The organism is Haloactinopolyspora alba (genome assembly GCF_003014555.1).
Taxonomy (GTDB): domain Bacteria; phylum Actinomycetota; class Actinomycetes; order Jiangellales; family Jiangellaceae; genus Haloactinopolyspora; species Haloactinopolyspora alba.
Window position 1 is genome coordinate 110143 of record NZ_PYGE01000011.1, and the last position, 18311, is coordinate 128453.

The 18311-nt window shown below is 69.2% G+C and carries 16 protein-coding genes and 1 riboswitch; of the genes, 6 read left to right on the plus strand and 10 right to left on the minus strand.

The window, feature by feature from the left end:
• Positions 1 to 55 precede the first annotated feature (55 nt).
• Genes CLV30_RS15700 through CLV30_RS15720 form a run of 5 tightly spaced genes read right to left on the minus strand, consistent with a single transcriptional unit; the run spans position 56 to position 5188 of the window.
• Positions 56 to 994, minus strand: a complete 939-nt coding sequence (locus CLV30_RS15700; protein WP_106538161.1) for a carbohydrate ABC transporter permease — start codon at positions 992 to 994, stop codon at positions 56 to 58.
• Positions 991 to 1923, minus strand: a complete 933-nt coding sequence (locus CLV30_RS15705) for a carbohydrate ABC transporter permease (RefSeq protein WP_106538162.1) — start codon at positions 1921 to 1923, stop codon at positions 991 to 993. The genes CLV30_RS15700 and CLV30_RS15705 overlap by 4 nt, the downstream gene beginning before the upstream one ends.
• Positions 1924 to 1926: 3 nt before the next feature.
• Positions 1927 to 3402 (minus strand): N-acetylglucosamine/diacetylchitobiose ABC transporter substrate-binding protein, encoded by a 1476-nt coding sequence (gene ngcE / locus CLV30_RS15710; RefSeq protein ID WP_106538163.1) that lies wholly within the window; start codon positions 3400 to 3402, stop codon positions 1927 to 1929.
• 59 nt (positions 3403 to 3461) lie between these two features.
• Complete coding sequence (locus CLV30_RS15715) at positions 3462 to 4229, minus strand: sugar isomerase domain-containing protein (protein ID WP_205740978.1); 768 nt, start codon at positions 4227 to 4229, stop codon at positions 3462 to 3464.
• Positions 4226 to 5188 carry a MurR/RpiR family transcriptional regulator gene (locus tag CLV30_RS15720; protein ID WP_106538229.1) on the minus strand — a complete coding sequence of 321 codons (963 nt, stop codon included), beginning with the start codon at positions 5186 to 5188 and terminating at the stop codon, positions 4226 to 4228. The genes CLV30_RS15715 and CLV30_RS15720 overlap by 4 nt, the downstream gene beginning before the upstream one ends.
• Positions 5189 to 5406: 218 nt before the next feature.
• On the opposite strand from CLV30_RS15720, the gene CLV30_RS15725 reads away from it, so the two are divergent.
• Positions 5407 to 6420, plus strand: coding sequence for an N-acetylglucosamine kinase (locus CLV30_RS15725; protein WP_106538164.1), 1014 nt, complete (start codon positions 5407 to 5409; stop codon positions 6418 to 6420).
• 78 nt (positions 6421 to 6498) lie between these two features.
• On the opposite strand, the gene CLV30_RS15730 is transcribed toward CLV30_RS15725, so the two are convergent.
• Together CLV30_RS15730 and CLV30_RS15735 are read right to left on the minus strand one after the other, a co-directional pair.
• Entirely contained in the window at positions 6499 to 6723 is a 225-nt protein-coding gene (locus CLV30_RS15730; protein WP_106538230.1) for a hypothetical protein, read from the minus strand.
• Positions 6724 to 6765: 42 nt separating this feature from the next.
• Positions 6766 to 7659, minus strand: coding sequence for a LysR family transcriptional regulator (locus tag CLV30_RS15735; protein WP_106538165.1), 894 nt, complete (start codon positions 7657 to 7659; stop codon positions 6766 to 6768).
• 104 nt (positions 7660 to 7763) lie between these two features.
• Between CLV30_RS15735 and CLV30_RS15740 the strand changes: the two genes are divergently transcribed.
• A complete protein-coding gene (locus CLV30_RS15740; RefSeq protein WP_205740980.1) occupies positions 7764 to 8768 on the plus strand; it encodes a nitrilase family protein in 1005 nt (334 codons plus the stop codon).
• A 103-nt stretch (positions 8769 to 8871) separates the two neighbouring features.
• Here the strand turns inward: CLV30_RS15740 and CLV30_RS15745 are convergent, their stop codons facing one another.
• Together CLV30_RS15745 and CLV30_RS26060 are read right to left on the minus strand one after the other, a co-directional pair.
• Positions 8872 to 10152, minus strand: coding sequence for a serine hydroxymethyltransferase (locus CLV30_RS15745; protein ID WP_106538167.1), 1281 nt, complete (start codon positions 10150 to 10152; stop codon positions 8872 to 8874).
• A gap of 37 nt (positions 10153 to 10189) precedes the next feature.
• Positions 10190 to 10295, minus strand: a riboswitch (ZMP/ZTP riboswitch).
• A complete protein-coding gene (locus CLV30_RS26060) occupies positions 10294 to 11046 on the minus strand; it encodes a GNAT family N-acetyltransferase (RefSeq protein WP_129711062.1) in 753 nt (250 codons plus the stop codon). It overlaps the preceding riboswitch by 2 nt.
• Before the next feature lie 186 nt (positions 11047 to 11232).
• On the opposite strand from CLV30_RS26060, the gene CLV30_RS15760 reads away from it, so the two are divergent.
• From CLV30_RS15760 to CLV30_RS15775, 4 genes are all read left to right on the plus strand, one after another.
• Positions 11233 to 12507 carry an ABC transporter substrate-binding protein gene (locus CLV30_RS15760; RefSeq protein ID WP_106538170.1) on the plus strand — a complete coding sequence of 425 codons (1275 nt, stop codon included), beginning with the start codon at positions 11233 to 11235 and terminating at the stop codon, positions 12505 to 12507.
• A 5-nt stretch (positions 12508 to 12512) separates the two neighbouring features.
• A complete protein-coding gene (locus CLV30_RS15765) occupies positions 12513 to 13415 on the plus strand; it encodes a carbohydrate ABC transporter permease (protein WP_106538171.1) in 903 nt (300 codons plus the stop codon).
• A complete protein-coding gene (locus CLV30_RS15770) occupies positions 13412 to 14323 on the plus strand; it encodes a carbohydrate ABC transporter permease (protein ID WP_106538172.1) in 912 nt (303 codons plus the stop codon). Before CLV30_RS15765 ends, CLV30_RS15770 begins: the two co-directional genes overlap by 4 nt.
• 108 nt (positions 14324 to 14431) lie before the next feature.
• Positions 14432 to 16069: a hypothetical protein gene (locus tag CLV30_RS15775; RefSeq protein WP_106538173.1), complete on the plus strand. Its 1638-nt coding sequence runs from the start codon at positions 14432 to 14434 to the stop codon at positions 16067 to 16069.
• On the opposite strand, the gene CLV30_RS15780 is transcribed toward CLV30_RS15775, so the two are convergent.
• Positions 16059 to 18302: a family 43 glycosylhydrolase gene (locus tag CLV30_RS15780; RefSeq protein ID WP_106538174.1), complete on the minus strand. Its 2244-nt coding sequence runs from the start codon at positions 18300 to 18302 to the stop codon at positions 16059 to 16061. The two genes, CLV30_RS15775 and CLV30_RS15780, sit on opposite strands and share 11 nt — an antisense overlap.
• Between the last annotated feature and the right edge of the window lie 9 nt (positions 18303 to 18311).

An 18311-nucleotide genomic window follows, 5' to 3' on the forward strand; every position in this document is an offset into this window, starting at 1 on the left:
CGACGTTGTGCCACATCACAGTGTGGCGAAACGTTGATGATCACGGCAGCAGCAGTTACTTGAGGACGCCCGCGGTCAGGCCGGCCTGGACCTGCTTCTGGAACAGCAGATAGACGATCAGCACCGGCATCAGGGCGATGACCAGACCGGCGAACAGCGCGGTGTAGTCGGCACGGAAACCGGTGTTGGCAGCCAGCGTGCCGAGGCCCTGGGCCAGCACCCGTTTGTCGCCGTCCTGCATGATGACCAGCGGCAGCACGTACTGGTTCCAGTGCCCGAGGAAGTTGAACAACGCCAGGCTGATGATCCCCGGCTTGGCCATCGGCAGCATGATCCGGAAGAACAGCGTGAAGTGCGAGCAGCCGTCCATGATGCCGGCCTCGGCCACCGAGTTCGGCAGGGTGCGGAAGAACGCGGTCAGGAAGAAGACCGTGAACGGCATCGAGAACGCCACGTACACCAGCGCCAGGCTCAGGTAGCTGTTCAGCCCGAGAAACTGGCCGACGATCGGCAGGTTGCCCATGTTGCGCACGACGAAGAACATCGGCACCAGCGCCAGGAACACCGGCAGCATCAGCCCGCCGACGAAGACGTAGTAGACGATGCGGTTGCCGGGGAAGTCGTAGCGCGCCAGCACGTAGGCGCCCATCGCGCCGAACAGCATCGTCATCGTCAGCGACATCGCCACGACGATGACGCTGTTCAGGAAGTACTGCCCGATGTTAGCGGCGTTCCACGCGCGGGCGAAGTTGTCCCAGGCGATGCCGCCCGGCAGGCCTGTCGGGTCGGTGCGGAACTCGCCGTTGGTCTTGAACGACGACAGGATCGCCCACAGCAGCGGCAGCGTCGTGATGAGCCCCCACAACAGCAGGAAGCCGCCGTTGAGCAGGCCGATCGCCTTGCCGCCCACGCCGACGCCGGGCTGGCGGACGCGCGGCTTGCGCTGCGGCTCGTCCGTGCCCGGATCACGCGGGCCGGCTTCGGTCGCGGTCATGCCAACTCCACCCTCTCGCGGCGCAGGACGCGCATGAACAGCACGACGATGGTCATGGTCAGGGCGAGCATCAACACTCCGATGGCCGCGGCGTAACCGAAGTCGTAGTCGGCGAACGCCGCACGGTAGATCGCCACGCCCAGCACGTCGCCGGCACCCTGGACGCCACCGTTCACGCCGAGCATGATGTGGACGATGGCGAAGCCGTCCATCGCCTGGATGGCCATGTACACCCAGCCGACCTGCACGGTGTCCCACACCAGCGGCAGCGTCACCTTGCGGAACGTGGTCAGCCGGCTGGAACCGTCCAGCAGCGCCGCCTCGTAGATGTCACGCGGGATCGACTGCATCGCCGCGGAGAACAGCACTACGTAGAAGCCGACGAACGCCCACGTCATCACCAGGACGACGATCCAGATCAGGTATTTCGGCTCACCCAGCCACAACTGGGTCAGGCTGCCGAGCCCGATGGCCTCGAGAATGTTGTTCAGGATGCCACCGGCGTTCGACGGCGCGAACACGTAGGCGAACATGATCGCGACGATCGCGTGCGGCAGCACCTGCGGGAAGAAGTAGACGACCTTGTAGATCGACGACCCGCGCACCCCGGTGATCGCCTGCGACCGGCCGCGCCCGCCCACGTTCAGCATCGACGCGAAGAACAGCCCGAGGACCAGCGTCAGGACGGGAACGACGACCAGCAGGATCAGGTTGTTGCGCAACGCGGTGCGCAGCTGGTCGTCGTTCCACATCTCGACGTAGTTGTCGAACCCGATGAACTTCTGGTTCGCCGACAGCCCGCTCCACTCGGTCAGCGAGATGTAGATCGCCTGCACGTACGGCGACAACATGTACAACGCATAGATCCCGACCGGTGGAATCAGGAAGGTCAGGATGAATGGATACTTGCCGTGCCGTAGTGCGGACATTCCTCATCCCTCGCGGGTCTGCTTCACGATGGAGTCGTCCTTGCGGATGTCGGCGGCGACCTTCTCGCACTGCTGCACCCATTCGTCGACGGTGATGTCCGCACGCAGCAGTGCACCGGTGGCCTGGTCGATGCCGGGGTTCTCCATCGTCGGGTACCAGGTCGGGTACATCCAGTTGATGACGTTGTCGCCGGCGGCGTTCAGCGCGTCCTTCGCCGACGACAGCCCGGGAGCCTGGATCTCGACGCCCTGGTTCGCCTCGGCCACCGACGTCAGGCTGGTGACGGTGTCGGTGAACCCACGCGCTCCCTCGACGGAGAGCATCGCCCGCATGTACTCCATGCCCCCACGCGGGTTCTTCGCGTCGGCCGGGACGATGTACGGCTCGCCCGCCGTGGCCCGCACGGTCTCGATCGGCATCACCGCGTCCTCGGACAGCAGCGGCTGCGGCATCATCGCCATCTCGAACGTGGGGTCCTCCCCGATGGCGTCGGCCTCCTCGTTCTCCAGCCACGAACCGGACGGGCAGAACACCGCCTTTCCGCGCGCCCACAGCCCCTGCGCGTCGCGGAACTCCATGCCCTCGACGCCCTTGAGGAAGTAGTCGTTCTCCTTCAGGCTGCGGATCGCCGCCGCGGACTCCCGGATCGCCTCGTGTCCCCAGGCGCCCTCTTCCAGGTTGTCGATCGGGACGAGGATCTCCGGCCCGGCGAGCTTGGCCGCCATAGTCAGCAGCGGCCAGTTCATGTACCGCGGCGCGGTGACGCCCTGGTACACCCACGGCGCGATGCCGGCCGCCTTGATCTCGGCGCACAGATCCATCATCTGCTGCCAGGTCGTCGGCACGGTCCAGCCGTTCTCGTCCAGCAGCGTCTTGTTGTACCAGAGCCCGAACACGGTGAACGCGTAGTTCAGCGCGAACATCTCGCCGTCGCGCGCGCCCATCTCGACGGTGCCGGGGATCAGCGTGTCGCGCACCGGTGTCGCCGGGTCGTCCCAGCTGGGCGCGTCCAGCAGCTCCTCCAGCGAGTGCAGCTGACCGTCGGTGATCAGCTGACCGCCGTCCAGCTGCCCGTCGCCGGAGTTGTTCACGAAGTCGGGCGGGTCGCCGGCGACGAACCGAGCCTGCAGCTCGCCGGCGATGTCGACGGCGGCGTTGTGGTCGATCGTGACGTCCGGCCACTTCTCACTGAAGATCGGCTGGTGGACGTCGGTGGCGTACGCGTCGCCGAAGCCGCCGTCGAAGATGTAGATCTCGACGGTGCCGTCCTCGGGCATGCCGAGCGGGTTGTCCTCGCTGACGTCACCGGTCGGCTCGCTGCCGCCGCCTTCCTCGTCGTCACCACCTCCGCCGGTGGCGCACGACGAGAGGAAGGCCGCGCCCGGTCCGAGCGCGACGCCGGTGATCGCCATCCGCTGCAGGAACGTCCGGCGATCGGACGACATCCCCGCGGTACTGCGTTCGATACTGCTGGACATCTGTGTACTCCTTCGTACTGGGAGCGTTGGCGGCGGGATTCGGCCGGTCGGCCCGGCTGTCAGCCTCCGCGCCTGATCCGGCCCGCGTACCGCTGCAGCAGGCCGTCGTTGTGGGCATCTCCCCCGGGCACGTTCGCCGAGAGGTAGACGGGGGGCGTCTCGCCGGCGTCGATCATCCGGCGCAGCACCTCCGCCGTGAGCAGTTGAGCGAGCAGCGCCGCGGTGAGCGACGAGACCGCGCAGGCGGCGCCACCACCGGGCAGAGGCAGCACCGCGTCACCGAACGGGCCGCCGTTGTCGAGCACCACGTCGGCGACGTCGCCCAGCTTGCGCCCGGACGGGTGCCGCGACTCGACCTCGGCGCTGTGCCGGCGGGACAGGATGGCGACGACGGGGTGCCCGTTCTTCTTCGCCACCTCCGCGAGCCCGACGACGCTGCCGTTGATGCCCGAGTTCGACGCGATGACAAAGACGTCGGACGGGTCGACCGGTGTCGCGTCGTACAGCCGCTGCGCCAGGCCCGGGTCGCGTTCCAGATGCGGGTCGGTGAGCACGGACACCGGCTCGCCGCCGTAGGCCACCAGATCACGCAGCGAGATCCGGTTCGTGGGAATCAGCCCGCCGGCCCGCCCCGCGATCTCCATGGCTGTCGCCTGCGAGTGGCCCGTGCCGAACGCCTGAACCACGCCGCCCGCGCGCAACGCCGCTGTCACGACGTCCGCGGCGCTCGCGATGTTGTCGCGCTCGGTCTCGGCCACCCGGTCGATGGCCGTGCGCGCGTGGTCGAGGTACGCCGAGGCGCTGACCTCGCCGGTCAGATCGTTCACCGCTGCTCCTTCTTGCCGTCCGACGCGCGATGGGCACTGACCGCCTGCGCGGTCAGGTTGAGTGCGACGCCTGTCGTCTCGTACCGCCGCTGCGCGACGGCGACGTAGAGCAGGTCGAGCACGATCAGTTGCGGATGCCGCGCCGCGAGCGCGTCCGGGCGGAAGGTGGTCTCGTGGATCGCCGTCGTCAGCACGATGTCCGCCACTTCCGCGAGGTCCGAGTTCGGGAAGCTGGTGAGCGCGACGGTCGTGGCGCCGCGGCTGCCCGCCGCCGACAGCATCTCGACCGTCTCGTAGGTGGCGCCGGAGTGTGACACGGCGATCGCGACGTCGCTCGGGCCCAGCAGCGCCGCACTCGTCAGGCCCACGTGCACGTCACTCCACGACCAGGTCGGGATGCCGATGCGGTGCAGGCACAGCTGCATCTCGCCGGCCACCAGGGCGCTGCCGCCGATGCCGTACACCTCGACCCGGCCGGCGGACGCGATCGCGTTCGACGCGCGCTCGACCTCGCCGAGGTCGATCTGGGCGGCGGTCTCCTGGATGGCACGAATGTCGGCGGTGGTGATGAGGCTGAGCAGTTCCTGCAGCGAGTCGGTCGGCATGATCTCGCGGCCGATGTCGATCTCCCAGCCGGCGACCGCCGACGACCGGCCGGTCTCTTCGGCCATCGCCAGCCGCAGGTCGGCGTACCCGGGCAGGTCGAGCGCCCGGCAGAACCGGGTGACCGTCGCCGCGGACGTCCCGCTGCGCTCGGCCGTCTCGAGAATCGTGGCCCGGGCCACCACGGCCGGCGCGGACAGGACCTGCTCGCCCACCCGCTGCAGTGCCGCGGGCAGGTCGGGCAGCGCGGCACGGATCCGGGTCAGCACCGAGGCGCTGGACGTGCCGCCGCTACCATCGCCGGACGGCTGTGCGCCCGGCTGGTGCTCCCCCGCAGTGTCCGGCGCCGGTCGCACGGCCGGTGCCGTATCGTCGCCCACTCGCGTCGTCCCTCCGTCCGGCTGCCAGGCGGCCCGACATGTCGCCGGCTGCGCCGTGGTCGTCAGTTTCGCCGTCACGCCGTTGGCGTACGGTGATGAGAATTCTTTCTACCCTGTGGCGGATGTCAAGAGTTTGGCGCGAGTTTGCTCAAGCGTGATACTCCTGCATCCACCACGAGACCGAAGGGACGGCCATGACCCCACCGCCAGCTCGGTTGGTGCTCGGCCTGGACATCGGGGGAACATCCACCCGAGCCCTGGTCGTCGGTACGGACGGAGTCCGCCACGGCAGCGGCCGCGGCCCGGGCGCCAACATCACCTCGCACTCGCTCGACCATGCGATGGACGCGGTTTCCGTCACGCTGGACGAGGCGCTGCGCGGTGTCGACTCGTCGGCCGTCGTCGCCGGTGTGATCGGCGCGGCCGGCGACCGCAACCTCATCGTCCCCGACACCGCCGAGGCGCTCACGAAGCGCTGGCGGGCGGCCGGACTGACCTGCGAGTACACCGTGACGTCCGATGCGCTGGTCGCCTACGTGGCCGGCACCAGCGCACGCGACGGCTCGCTGCTGCTGTCCGGGACCGGCGCACTGGTGGCGCGGGCCGAGCAACGGCAGCTGACCCGGATCGTCGACGGGCACGGCTGGCTGCTCGGCGACCTCGGCTCGGGATTCTGGCTCGGCCGTGAGGCGGTGCGATCCACGCTGGCCTTCCTCGACCGTGGCGTGTCGCCGGGTCCGCTCGGTCAGGCCGTGCTCGCGTTCCAGCTCGGCGGCGCCGGGACCTGGCCGCCGGACCGCGTGACGGTGGCCGAACTGGTGCTCAAGGTGCACGACCGGCCGCCCGTCGCGCTGTCGGAGCTGGCACCGCTGGTGACGCGGCACGCCGACGACGACCCGGAGGCCGGCCGGATCCTGCGGGAGGCGGCCGCCCACCTGATGCGGGCCACCGACACCGTGCGCGCGCCCGGCGAGACCACACCGGTGGTGCTGACCGGCTCGCTGCTCGCCTCCGACACGCCGCTGGCCCGCCTGGTCCGCGGCGAGCTCGCCGAGCGCTGGCCGGACGCGACTGTCACGACGGCGACGGACGCGACCGCCGGTGCCGCCTGGCTGGCGGCCGTGCACGCCGACGGGTTGGACGACGCGGCCGCCGACGCGCTGCACGTCCGGCTCTTCTCGTCGCATGATCGCGCCCGACACGAGTGATCGTGCGACTGCCATGGCGACGAGACGGGCGACCTCACCCCGGCACGGCCACCTCGTCCGGCAGGGCGCGCCGTACGTTCAGCGGTTGCGTGGATGGTTCCGGGCGACACGCTCGTTGCCGCGCTTGTAGTTGCCGGTCCAGCGGGCCATGACCTGCTGCGCGTCGCCGCCGCCGTCCCCGAGTTCGGCGAGGAACGCTGCGGCGCGGCCGCGACGCAACGTCGTCGCCGCCCGCCCGTGGTGCGTGATCACCACACTCCCGTCGGAGCGGACCTCGTAGGCGAAACCGGCAGGCGCTGGCATGTCCGGCATCGTGCCACCGCCGGCTGCCGGCCGCACCTCGTTTCAGGCCACCGCCAGGGCCACTCGCACGAAGTTCGTCACGACCGCGGGAACGTTGTCACGGCGGCAGGCCACGCCGATGCGCCAGGCGGCCGCCTCGTCGTGGACGGGAACCAGCCGCACGGCCGACGACGCGACCGTTCGCGCGCTCGCGGGAACCAGGGCCACACCCGCACCGGCGGCGACCAGCGCGAGAACGGTCTGCAGGTCGTTCGCCACCTGTGCGGGCCGGAACCGGCCGAACCCGGCGGATTCGCGGAATCGGTCGATCTGCTCCGCAAGCCCCGGGCCGCGCTCACGGGTCAACGCCACCCATTCCCGCGCCTGCGCCCACAGCATCAGACCGTGCGGATCCGCTGGCGGCTCGTCGTCGGCTCGCGCCGCGAGAGCCAGCCGATCGGCGCCGACCTCCCACCAGCCGAGCGCGTCGTCGCCGGTCTCGCGGACGAATCCGACCTCGCGGACGAATCCGACGTCGAGAGCCCCGGCGCGTAGCCGGCCGAGCTGCACGTCCGACGACATGTCGTCCAGCGTGACCCGCACGTCCGGGTACCGCCGGCGATACGCGGCCACCGCTCGCGGCGCCGTGTCGATGCTCGAGAGCCCGAAGCCCACCGACAGCCGCCCCAGGACACCGCGGTGCATCTCGCCGATACGAGTGTCGAGCGCGTCGGCCCGCGCCACCAGGTCACGGGCGTCCGGCAGCAGCGTCCGTCCGGCCTCGGTCACCGCCGCCCCCTGCCGGTCCCTGGTGACCAGGCGGCTTCCGACCCGTCGCTCCATGGCCTGGATCTGTTTGCTCAACGCGGGCTGGGTGATCGACAGACGCCGTGCGGCGACGCCGAAACGCCCCTCCTCCGCCACCGTGAGGAACGCGCGGAGCTGCTGGATATCCATTCCGACAGGTTATGGCGAGCTGTGCAACATTCATTGGACACATCGCCGCGCACCGGATGTCCTGGTGCCCTCCGCAACGACCGCACTTCGGACGGGAGCGACACGTGCACGAATCGAGCACCGACGAGACCACCGACGACTCCTCCGCGCCCACGCTGCGGGTGGCCAGCGTCCAGTTCGAGCACCGACCGGACGAGAAGGAGTTCAACCTCGGCCGGGTCGAACAGTTCCTCCGCGCGGCAGCCGCCGACGGCGTCCAGGTCGTCGCGTTCCCCGAGATGTGCTTGCTCGGCTACTGGCATCTGCGCCGGCACACCGCCGAGCGCCTGCGCATGCTCGCCGAGCCGCTGAACGGGCCGTGCGTGTCGACGGTGCGGAAGTGGGCACGCGGGCACGGTGTCGCCGCCGGAGTCGGGTTCCTCGAGTCCGACGGCGACGCGTTGTACAACTCCTACGCCGTGTGCCTGCCGGACGGATCGGTGCACTGTCACCGGAAACTGCACGCCTTCGAGCATCCGGCCATCTCCAGCGGGGACGGCTACACCGTGCTGGACACCCCGTGGGGCGTCCGTATGGGTGTGCTGACCTGCTACGACAACAACCTCGTCGAGAACGTGCGCGCCACCGCCCTGCACGGTGCGACCGTGCTGCTGGCCCCGCACCAGACCGGTGGCACGTCCTCGCGCAGCCCGCACGGCATGAAACCGATCCCGCTGGAGGTCTGGCACCGCCGGCACGACGACCCGGAGGCCGTCGAGCGGCGGTTCCGCGGAGCCGACGGCCGCGAGTGGCTGCTGCGGTGGCTGCCGTCGCGGGCACACGACAACGGGATGTTCGTCGTTTTCAGCAACGGTGTCGGCCAGGACGACGACGAGGTCCGCACCGGCAACGCCATGATCATCGACCCGTACGGACGGATCGTCACCGAGACGTGGGCGGCCGGCGACGCCATGGTCACCGCCGACCTGGACACCGGTCTGGTGCCGATGTCCACCGGACGGCGCTGGCTCAAGGCCCGCCGCCCCGAGCTCTACGACGTCCTCACACGTCGGTTCGGCGACGAGCGCGACCCGCGCACCGCGCGGTTCTCCGATCAGCCCGCGTCGTGAGGCACGACCGCGGCACGGCGCGCCAGATGCACGCCGTGCCGCGGTGCCACGTGTTCGCCGTGGCGTCGGTGCCCGCCGGTCCCGCGCCGGCCGTGCTCGCCGCTCAGCCGTCCAGACCGGGGGTCGGGAACCGGCCGGTCAGCTCGCTGACCTCGCCGCGGACGCGGCTGATCGTGGACTCCAGCGCGTCGGCGTCGCCCGCGGCGGCCGTGACGACCTCGTCCAGCCACCGCGCGACCTCACGCATCTCGCCTTCGGCCATGCCCCGGCTGGTCAGCGCGGCCGTGCCGAGACGCAGGCCGGAGGGGTCGAACGGCTTGCGCGGGTCGAACGGGACGGTGTTGTAGTTCGCCTCGAGACCGGCGTTGTCGAGATGCTTGGCGACCGGTTTGCCGCCGACGCCCTTCGAGGTGAGGTCCATCAGGATCAGGTGGTTGTCCGTGCCTCCGGACACCAGGTCGAACCCGCGGCCCTTCAGCTCGTCGGCCAGCACCGCGGCGTTGGTCACCACCTGCTGCGCGTAGTCGCGGAACTCCGGACGCGCCGCCTCGCCCAGCGCCACCGCGATACCGGCGGTGGTGTGGTTGTGCGGACCGCCCTGCAGCCCCGGGAAGACGGCCTTGTCGATCGGCTTCGCGTACTCCTCGCCGGTGAGGATCATCGCACCCCGGGGCCCGCGCAGCGTCTTGTGCGTGGTGGTGGTGATGATGTCCGCGTGCCCGACCGGCGACGGGTGCGCGCCGCCGGCGACCAGGCCGGCGATGTGCGCGATGTCGGCCACGAGGATCGCACCGACCTCCTTGGCGATCTCGGCGAACGCGGGGAAGTCGATGGTGCGCGGGATGGCGGTGCCGCCGCAGAAGATCAGCTTCGGCCGCTCGGCCAGCGCGGTCTCGCGGACCTGGTCGAAGTCGATGCGTCCGGTGTCCTTGCGCACGTCGTAGTGCACGGCGCGGAACCACTTGCCGGTGGCCGAGACGCTCCAGCCGTGGGTCAGGTGCCCGCCCATCGGCAGCGACATGCCCATGACGGTGTCGCCGGGGTCGACCGTGGCCAGGTAAACGGCGAGGTTGGCCGGCGAACCGGAGTACGGCTGGACGTTGGCGTGCTCGACTCCGAACACGGCCTTGGCACGGTCGATGGCCAGCGTCTCGATCTGGTCGATGACCTGCTGGCCCTCGTAGTAGCGCCGGCCGGTGTACCCCTCGGAGTACTTGTTGGTGAGCACCGTGCCGGAGGCCTCGAGGACCGCGGCCGACACGTAGTTCTCCGACGCGATCAGCTTCAGGGTCTGCGCCTGACGCCGCTCCTCCGCGGTGATCAGCTCGGCGACCTGGGGGTCGCCCGTGCGTAGAGCGTCAGACGTCGTGTCCGAGGCGGTCATGGCGGGAGCCACATCCTCTCCGTATAGCTGGCAGTCCCCGTGACACCCAGGCGCGCGGTGTCACGGCTGTCCGCTTCCTGGTGGTCCGTTCCACCTCGGCGCGCCGGTTCGGCGAGCCGATTGCGCCAGTCGCGACGGACGTCACTCTATCGCCTCGCTCGGACGGTCCCCGGCTCGCGCCTCCTGTCCGGCTGGTTCGGGGCGCTCGGCGATCACCACGTCGGCGGCCACCCGCCAGCCCAGGCTGCCGTACAGCGCGTACCCGTCCGCGGAGGCCACGAGGATGCCGGTGCGGGCGCCGGCCTCCAGTCCGCGAGCGCTCAGCGCGCCCATCACGACCGAGCCGAGACCGCGCCGGCGGTGGTCCGGGCGGGTGAAGATCCGGTCGGCCACCGCGTCGGCCCCGACGACGCAGAGGTGCCCCTTCGCGGCGACCTCGCCGTCCGTGACGACCTCGACGACCAGCACCCCACCGGCGGTGGTGGAGCTCACGACGTCGTAGCCGGCCGGCGGTGTGCGACGCGGATGGTCACCGAGATCGACGGTCATCAGCCGCTCGGGAGCGCGTACGTGCAGCCCGGCGTCCCGCAGTGCCTGCTTCGTGCCCGCACGGTCGGCGGCCGGCACCGTCAGCCACTGCCCGGCACCGATCCGGCGCGCCAGCAGGACGTGCTCGGCCGGCGTCGTGGACACCGCGACGTGCTCGACCGCGCGGCCCGGCTCGCCGACCTCGACGGCCAGCACCCCGTCCGGGCCGTGAGCGCCCGGGTAGCCGCGTGCGGCGATCCACCCGTCCCGCCAGCGCGCCATCATCGCCGTCAGCCCCGGTCCCGGTCCCAGCTCCGGCGGCGGCCCGCTCCCCTGCCGCGGGGCCGCCTCGTGTTCGGTGTTCACACGCCCGACCTTAGAGGCCAACCGTCGAGCAAGCGATTACATCATCCACGGCTCGATACCGAGTTGTAACGCTGTTACCGGCGCCGTCGCGCTTGACGAAGCAGGTTCTTCAGGTAGTAATCTCGTAATCGATTTCACACATGGCACTCCAGCTGACCGAGCTGGCCGAGTGGAACGGAGAGCACGATGGCACCGACGCGCACCTTGACGGCCACGTTGTTGGCGACCGGATCGCTCGTGCTGCTCGCCGCGTGCGGCGGCGGCGACGAAACCAGTGGCCAGGGCGGCGACGAGCTGACCTACTGGGCGCGCGGCGCCAACGAAGCCATCAACCAGCAACTGGTCGACGCGTGGAACGAGACTCACGACGTGCAGATCGAGCTGCTGGCCGTGCCCGACGACGAGTACAACCAGAAGCTCGCCGCGGCCGTGCAGGCCGGCACACCACCGGACGTGGTGACCGTCGACGTCGTGCACGTGCCGAGACTGGCCCGCGGCGGCGCGCTGGACCCGATCACCGACCAGGCGAAAGAGCTGCCCTTCTTCGACACGCTCTTCCAGAGCTACGTCGACTACTCGACCTATGAGGGCGACATCTACGCGCTGCCGGAGAACGTGGACGCGTCAACGCTGTACTGGAACAAGAACCTGTTCGAACAGGCCGGCCTTGATCCGGAGAAGCCACCGCGCAGCTTCGCCGAGCTCAAGGAGTACGCCGAGAAGATCTCCGCGCTCGGCGACGACACGTACGGGTTCTACTTCTCCGGGCAGTGTGTCGGCTGCAACGATTACACGTTCTCGCCGCTGGTCTGGGCCAGCGGCGGCGACTTCGTGAGCGAGGACGGCACCACCGCCACCCTGACCGACCCGGCCGTCGCCGACGCGCTGCGCCTGTACCGCGACCTCTGGGAGTCCGGTGCGGTGCCGGACCAGGCTGAGACCGACACCGGCGCCAACTGGGTGTCGTCGTTCGGCTCGGGCAACATCGGCATGATCGGACTCGGCGCGTTCGCCATCAGCCAGATGAGCGAGAACTTCCCGGACGTCGACTACGGGGTCGCGACGCTGCCGGGCAAGGACGGCGGCGAGTCGTCGTTCACCGGCGGAGACGTCATCGCGATCCCGTCCGGGGCCGAACACCCGGATGCGGCGTGGGAGTTCGTGAAGTGGTCGCTGACGGATGCGGCGCAGGTCGACGTCTACGCGAAGAACGGCAAGCTGGTCGCGCGTTCGGACCTGATCGAGAACGAGTACGCCACCGAGAACCCGAAGGTCGTCGCGCACAACCGTGCGCTGCAGGCCGGCCGGCTCCCGGTGTACCACCCGAACTCGGCCGAGATCGACGCTCCGACCGGGCCGTTCAACTCAGCCTTCCAGGAGATCGTCTTCGGTGGCGCCGACCCGGAGTCGGTGCTGCCCTCGGCCGAGGAAGAGTTCCAGCGATTGCTCGACCAGGGCTGAACCGGATGGTCGACGCAGTTTCGTCCAGGCGCCGAGCGGGCATCGTCACCCGCCGCAACCGCCGGGGCCTGTGGTACGTGATGCCGGCGCTGGCGATGACGCTGGTGTTCTTCACCACACCGCTGCTGGGCACGATGTGGACCAGCCTTCACGACTGGCCGCTGTACGGCGATTCCACGTTCATCGGCATGGACAATTACCGCACCGCGTGGAACGACCCCGCGTTTTGGTCGACATTGCTGTTCACGGTGCAGTTCATGGCCGCGGTGACACTGATCGGCGTGATCGTCTCGTTCGGTCTGGCTCTGATCGTGCGCACCCCGCGTCGCGGTGTAGGACTGCTGCGTACCGCCTACTTCCTCCCCGTGACCGTCGGCTACGCGGCAGCCGGGTTCCTGTGGTTCTACCTGCTCGACGGGCGTGTCGGCGTCGTCAACGACGTTCTGCTGCGGCTGGGGATCGTGGATGCGCCAGTGCAGTGGCTGGCCGACGTCGACACGTCGTTCTGGGCGATCGTCGCGATGAGCGTGTGGAAGAGCGCCGGGTTCGGCATGGTGATCTTCCTTATCGGCATGCAGGCGATCCCGAACGAGCTGTACGAAGCGTTCCGCGTCGACGGCGCGAACGGCCGGCAGACGGTGCGGCATCTGACGATCCCGCTGCTACGCAACAACTTCGCACTGGTCATGGTGCTGAACGTCGCGCTGAACATGCTGGCGTTCGACCAGTTCTACGCCATGACTGGCGGCGGACCGAACGGCGAGACGGTCACCGCTGTGTACAACGTCTTCCTCAACGCGTTCGAGTACCAGAAACTCGGCTACGGCTCGGCGCTGGCGATGATGCTGCTCGTCGTCCTGGCGCTGGTGAGTTTCGCCCAACTCGCGATCTTCAGGCGGCGAACATGACGACGACCCCGACCACGACCGAACCACGATCCGTCGCGGTCTCGCACGACGACGGGCCCGCGAGGCGTCCCGGACGAGGGTCGCACCGGCTGCTCTGGTATGCCGGGGCCATCGCGCTGGCGGCGGTGTTCGTCTTCCCGTTGTACTGGGCGTTCGTCAGCTCGGTGAAGACGGAGGAGCAGGCGGCCGCGTCCCCGCCGACGTGGTTCCCCGAGCAGTTCTCCACCGAGAACTACGCCCGGATGGGCGAGATCGGCGCGACCGGGATCTACGGCGCCCTGCTGAACAGCGCGATCGCCACCGGGCTGGCGATCGTGTTCACTGTGGTGCTCAGCACACTGGCCGGCTACGGGTTCTCCCGGTTCCGCTTCCCGGGTCGCGGGATCGTTTTCGCGTTCATCCTGTTGACGTTCATGATCCCGTTCCAGTCGATCCTGATTCCGCTGTATCAGCTGCTCACCGAGCTTCAGTTGACCAACAGCATGCTCGGGCTGGCCCTGGTCTACGCGACCTGGCAGCTGCCGTTCGCCGTGTTCGTGATGCGCAACAGCTTCGACGAGTTGCCGCACACGCTGGACGAGGCAGCGATGCTCGACGGCTGCGGCACCCTGCGGGCACTCGTGCGGGTCCTGCTGCCCAGCGCGGTCCCCGGAATCCTCACCGTCGTACTGTTCACATTCCTGTTCTCGTGGAACGAGCTGCTCGCGGCACTGGTGATGGTCAGCGACGCTGAACGGTTCACCGTTCCGGTGCAACTCAGCCTGGTCCTTTCCAACCAGTTCGGGACCGTCGAATGGGGGGCGCTGCAGGCGGGCGTGGTCCTGACGGTCCTGCCCTGCATGGCGATCTTCTTCCTGCTGCAGCGTCACTACCAGGCAGGGGCGACTGCCGGCTCGGTCAAGGAGTAGCGCACTCGCCACCTCCGTACGCAGTAGTCACCTTCGGCAACGACGCGAACCCCGGTGACGTGTCCTCGTTGCGGCCGGCCGCCGCGACCGTCCACAGAAAGGCGCATCGTGACGACACCAACGGCGGATCTCAGCTTCGACCCGTGCGATCCGTACTTCCCGGTACCCGGCGGCGGTCCGGCACGCTGGGCGGTGCAGGTCTTCACCCACGACAACGGACACGGTGTCGACCCGGACAGCGCCGAGGTGAGCACCCCCGACGAACGGACCGTACGGATGTGTGCCGGTCGCTACGCCAGGCTGGGCCAGCAGGTGACGGGCGCGGCCGGGGAGGTCGACGTCGTCGTGCGGCGCGACGCCAGGACGCTGACCTTCCAGGTGAACGCGAGTCATCCGGAATCGATCAAGTCCGTCAAGCTGCTCCTGCGCGGACTCCCGCGTACAGCGCTGCAGGCGGGATGGTGGTCGCCCACCACGCCCCGTGGCGCGACCACCGTCGGGCGCTTCCAGTGGACCTACCCCGGGCCGGAATGGGCCACCCGGTGGGCCGCCGCCGGCGAGGGCCCGGACTCGGTCGCGCTGAGCGTGCGTGATCCCGGCGTCCATGCGACCGCGCTGCACGTCAGCGAACCTCCCTACGCCGGCGAACCGATCACCGAGGTCGTGCTCGCCGCGCCCGCACACGAACGCACCCAGCGCTACCAGGCGCCCCCGGTCCAGGTCACGTTCACCGACGACACCGCCGGCCTCGACGCTGCTCTCGACGATCACTTGCGGTTCGTGGAGTCCGCGCACGGACTCGTCGCGTGGGAGGAGCGCGTCGACACGCCGGACTGGCTGGACGACGTCGCGCTCGTGGTCGCACTGCACGGCCAGCACTGGACCGGGCACATCTTCAACACGTTCGACCAGATGGCCCACGCCCTGAAGTTCGTCGCGGACCATGTGGATCCGAGCCGTGTGCTCGCCTACCTGCCCGGCTGGGAGGGGCGCTACTACCACTCGTACCCGCACTACCGCCCGGGACCGGACCTGGGCGGGGACACCGGATTCGCCCGGCTCGTCGAGACGGCCCACGGGCTCGGCTTCCACCTGATGCCGATGTTCGGCGCGCACGGCGCGAACGTGTCGCGGTACGCCCAGTGGCACGAGGCCGCGATCCGCAACGACACGAACCGCTACGTCGATCTGGTGAACCGTCCCGACTGGGACGGCGACCGGTTCGGCGAAGGGGACCAGGTCTTTCTCAACCCGGGAGAACCGGGATTCGGCCGGCACCTGACCGATTCGATCAGCGCGATCGTCACCGAGTTCGGCGTCGATGCAGCGTTCCTCGACACCGCCGGATTCTGGTTCAACGACCCCAGGCACCCGCTGTTCAGCGGTTTCCGGACGCTGGCCGCCACGTTGCGGCGACGGCATCCCAACCTGCTGCTCGCGGCCGAAGGCTGGTGGGACGCGATGCTCGCGTTGTTCCCGCTGAGCCAGCAGTGGCTCGGCTGGAGCAGGGATTTCCGTGCTCCGCGGACACTGACGCGATACGCGCGCACGACCGGACACCTGGCCGAAGGCGCACCCGGTCCCGGCAGCACCGGAGTGCACGAGCAGGGCTTCCGGCCCAGGCCAGCGCAGCACCCGTTGCCCGGCCACATCGCCCAGGTGAGCTTCGCCGAGCGCACGCTGGCCGAGTACCGCGACGAGATAGCCGAGATCTGTCGCCGCGCGGACGGTCGGATCAGGGTGTAGCGACCTCGATGGCGCTGACGGTCGGATTGTGATCGGCGACGTCGGCCCTCGTCCCGGGGAGGAACTCGAGCATGATGTGCCCGTGCTCGTCGGCCGTCGCCGTGAACTCGCGGACCAGTGCCCGGTACGAGCCCCCGGCCGCGGCGACCTTGTCCAGTTCGTCGAGCACCACGGTGCCGTTGACGGCCACGTCGAAGGTCCGTTGTCCCGGCTCGGTGAAATGGATCTCGGCGAAGTGCAGCCGGACGGTGTAACTCGCACCAGGCTGCAGCGACGGCACGACGTACCGGAAACTACCGTCGTCACCCGGGTACTTCGGCACGAGTGTGTCGCCCCACCGTTCGGTCTGGTAGTACGACGCGGGTAACGCGCCGGCGACGCCCGACGTCGAGATGCTCGAGGTCGTCGAGTTCACCTCGCCGCCCAGGCAGTACTCGTTGTAATCGTTCACGCAGAAGTCGCGCGCGTGTGAAGCTCCGGCGTCGACGGTCAGCCCGGGCCAGCCTCGGCCGCTGTAGAAGCCCCAGCTCGGCCGGTTGGCCCTCACCGTGACGTCGTCGAAACTCGCGGTCAGCCCGCCCCAGGTGCGCAGACCGGCACGGCCGAAGTCCCCGTCGCCGGCGCGCTCGGTCATGCCCGCGAGACGGACGACGCCCAGCTGCCGGAAATCGGTCCCGTCGGTGGAGATCAGGCCGGTGAGCTTGCCGGCGTTGACGTCGAGACGCAACCAGTACGTCGTGCCGGGGCTCCACTGGTATGGGCCGGAGTCCAGCACCTGCCAACTGCCCGAGCGGTTCCGCGCGATCACCCACTTCAGGGTGCCGGAAGCGTCCTTGAGCAGTTCCAGGTTGTACAGCGCCGACGCCGACTCGGCACGGGCCACGACGTTGACGCCGCTGCCGTTCGGTGCGTTGTCGGCCGTCACCTTGGCCTGAATCGTGTAGTCCGCCCACCGCGGCTCACCGATGACGGTGAGGTTGTCGCCGGTGCCGGTGGAGCAGTACTCCCCCGAGCACGGTGCCCAACTACCAGTGAGCACGTCCCATTTGCCCGCCCCGGAGGTGAAGTCCTCGTCCGCGAGCGTCGAGCCGGGAACCACCGGTGGCGGCGAGCCGCTTTCGCCGGAGGGAACGGGGATCGCCTCGTGCACGGGAACCGGACTGCCGAAGTCGGGCTCGCCGTCCGCGTCGTAGCTGAACGGCTGGATGAACGTGTCGCGCTCGCCGAAGTCCGTTCCCGGCGAGTCGCTGGCGTTGTAGACCATCCAGTTCTCGCTGCCGTCCGGCGAGCTGAACGTGCCCACGGCGAGCACGCGGTACAGGCCGCTGTCGGGGCCACCGGCGAACTCCGGCTGCGCGGACTTCTCCCACGACGCCGGATCGAGCAGGTTGCCGTCCGTGTTCGTGAACATGCCGACGCACCAGCTCCAACACGGTCCACCGTTCGTCCGGTGTGTGACGTGGTTCTCCGACGAGTACGGGACGAAGACCTTGGTCTGCCCGTTCTGGGTGTGCACGAACGGGCGCGCGATCTCCGACGTTCCGCCTTCCCATGCGTGGTCCGGCGAACCGTCGTCGATCGTGACCATCGACGAGCCCGGCTCGAGCGTCCAGGGGTTGGACATCGGCTGGACGTAAAAACCGAACGTGGTGGACGTGAAGAACAGCCGCCCGTCGGGCATCTCGGTCACGCTGGGCCCGACGATGCCCTTCTCCCACGGGCCGGGATCCTGTCCCTGCTCCCAGGTCTTGAGCGTGTCCTTCAGCGTGTACGGGCCGAGCGGGTCCCCTGTGGTGCTCTGCAACGCGTACACGGCGGCTTCGGTGACCGCTCCGGGCGATGCGGCGTCCGTGACGGACAGGTAGATGTACCACGTCCCCTGCACCTTCTGCAGCACCGGTGACCACAGCAGGCAGCAGCCAATGCCCGACGAGGGCCCGGACCAGACGGTGACCGGCTCGGCCGCACGCAGGCCGGCCACCGTCGACGACGTCCGGATCTGCAGGTGCCGGGTCTCCGAGGTGCCGATCAGGTAGTAGTCACCGTCGTGGGTGACGATCGTGGGGTCGTAGACGTCGGCCACCGGGTTGTAGAACGTGCCGCTCGCGGCGGCGGCTTCCGGCACGGTTCGGTTCATCGATCCGGGCCCGCCGAGAACGAGCATGGCGACGGCGAGACCTGCGGTGACGGCGATTGCGACGATGCTGCGCACGGGCGAACGAAGCTGGCTCATCTGCTCCTC

Bases quoted from the DNA above. Each gene is read 5' to 3' on its own strand.
- CLV30_RS15745 (WP_106538167.1), bottom strand. From the start codon at position 10,152: ATGACCGCCTCGGACACGACGTCTGACGCTCTACGCACGGGCGACCCC.
- CLV30_RS15705 (WP_106538162.1), bottom strand. From the start codon at position 1,923: ATGTCCGCACTACGGCACGGCAAGTATCCATTCATCCTGACCTTCCTG.
- CLV30_RS15700 (WP_106538161.1), bottom strand. From the start codon at position 994: ATGACCGCGACCGAAGCCGGCCCGCGTGATCCGGGCACGGACGAGCCG.
- CLV30_RS15735 (WP_106538165.1), bottom strand. From the start codon at position 7,659: ATGGATATCCAGCAGCTCCGCGCGTTCCTCACGGTGGCGGAGGAGGGG.
- CLV30_RS15725 (WP_106538164.1), top strand. From the start codon at position 5,407: ATGACCCCACCGCCAGCTCGGTTGGTGCTCGGCCTGGACATCGGGGGA.
- CLV30_RS15770 (WP_106538172.1), top strand. From the start codon at position 13,412: ATGACGACGACCCCGACCACGACCGAACCACGATCCGTCGCGGTCTCG.
- ngcE (WP_106538163.1), bottom strand. From the start codon at position 3,402: ATGTCCAGCAGTATCGAACGCAGTACCGCGGGGATGTCGTCCGATCGC.
- CLV30_RS15780 (WP_106538174.1), bottom strand. From the start codon at position 18,302: ATGAGCCAGCTTCGTTCGCCCGTGCGCAGCATCGTCGCAATCGCCGTC.
- CLV30_RS15730 (WP_106538230.1), bottom strand. From the start codon at position 6,723: ATGCCAGCGCCTGCCGGTTTCGCCTACGAGGTCCGCTCCGACGGGAGT.
- CLV30_RS15760 (WP_106538170.1), top strand. From the start codon at position 11,233: ATGGCACCGACGCGCACCTTGACGGCCACGTTGTTGGCGACCGGATCG.
- CLV30_RS15765 (WP_106538171.1), top strand. From the start codon at position 12,513: ATGGTCGACGCAGTTTCGTCCAGGCGCCGAGCGGGCATCGTCACCCGC.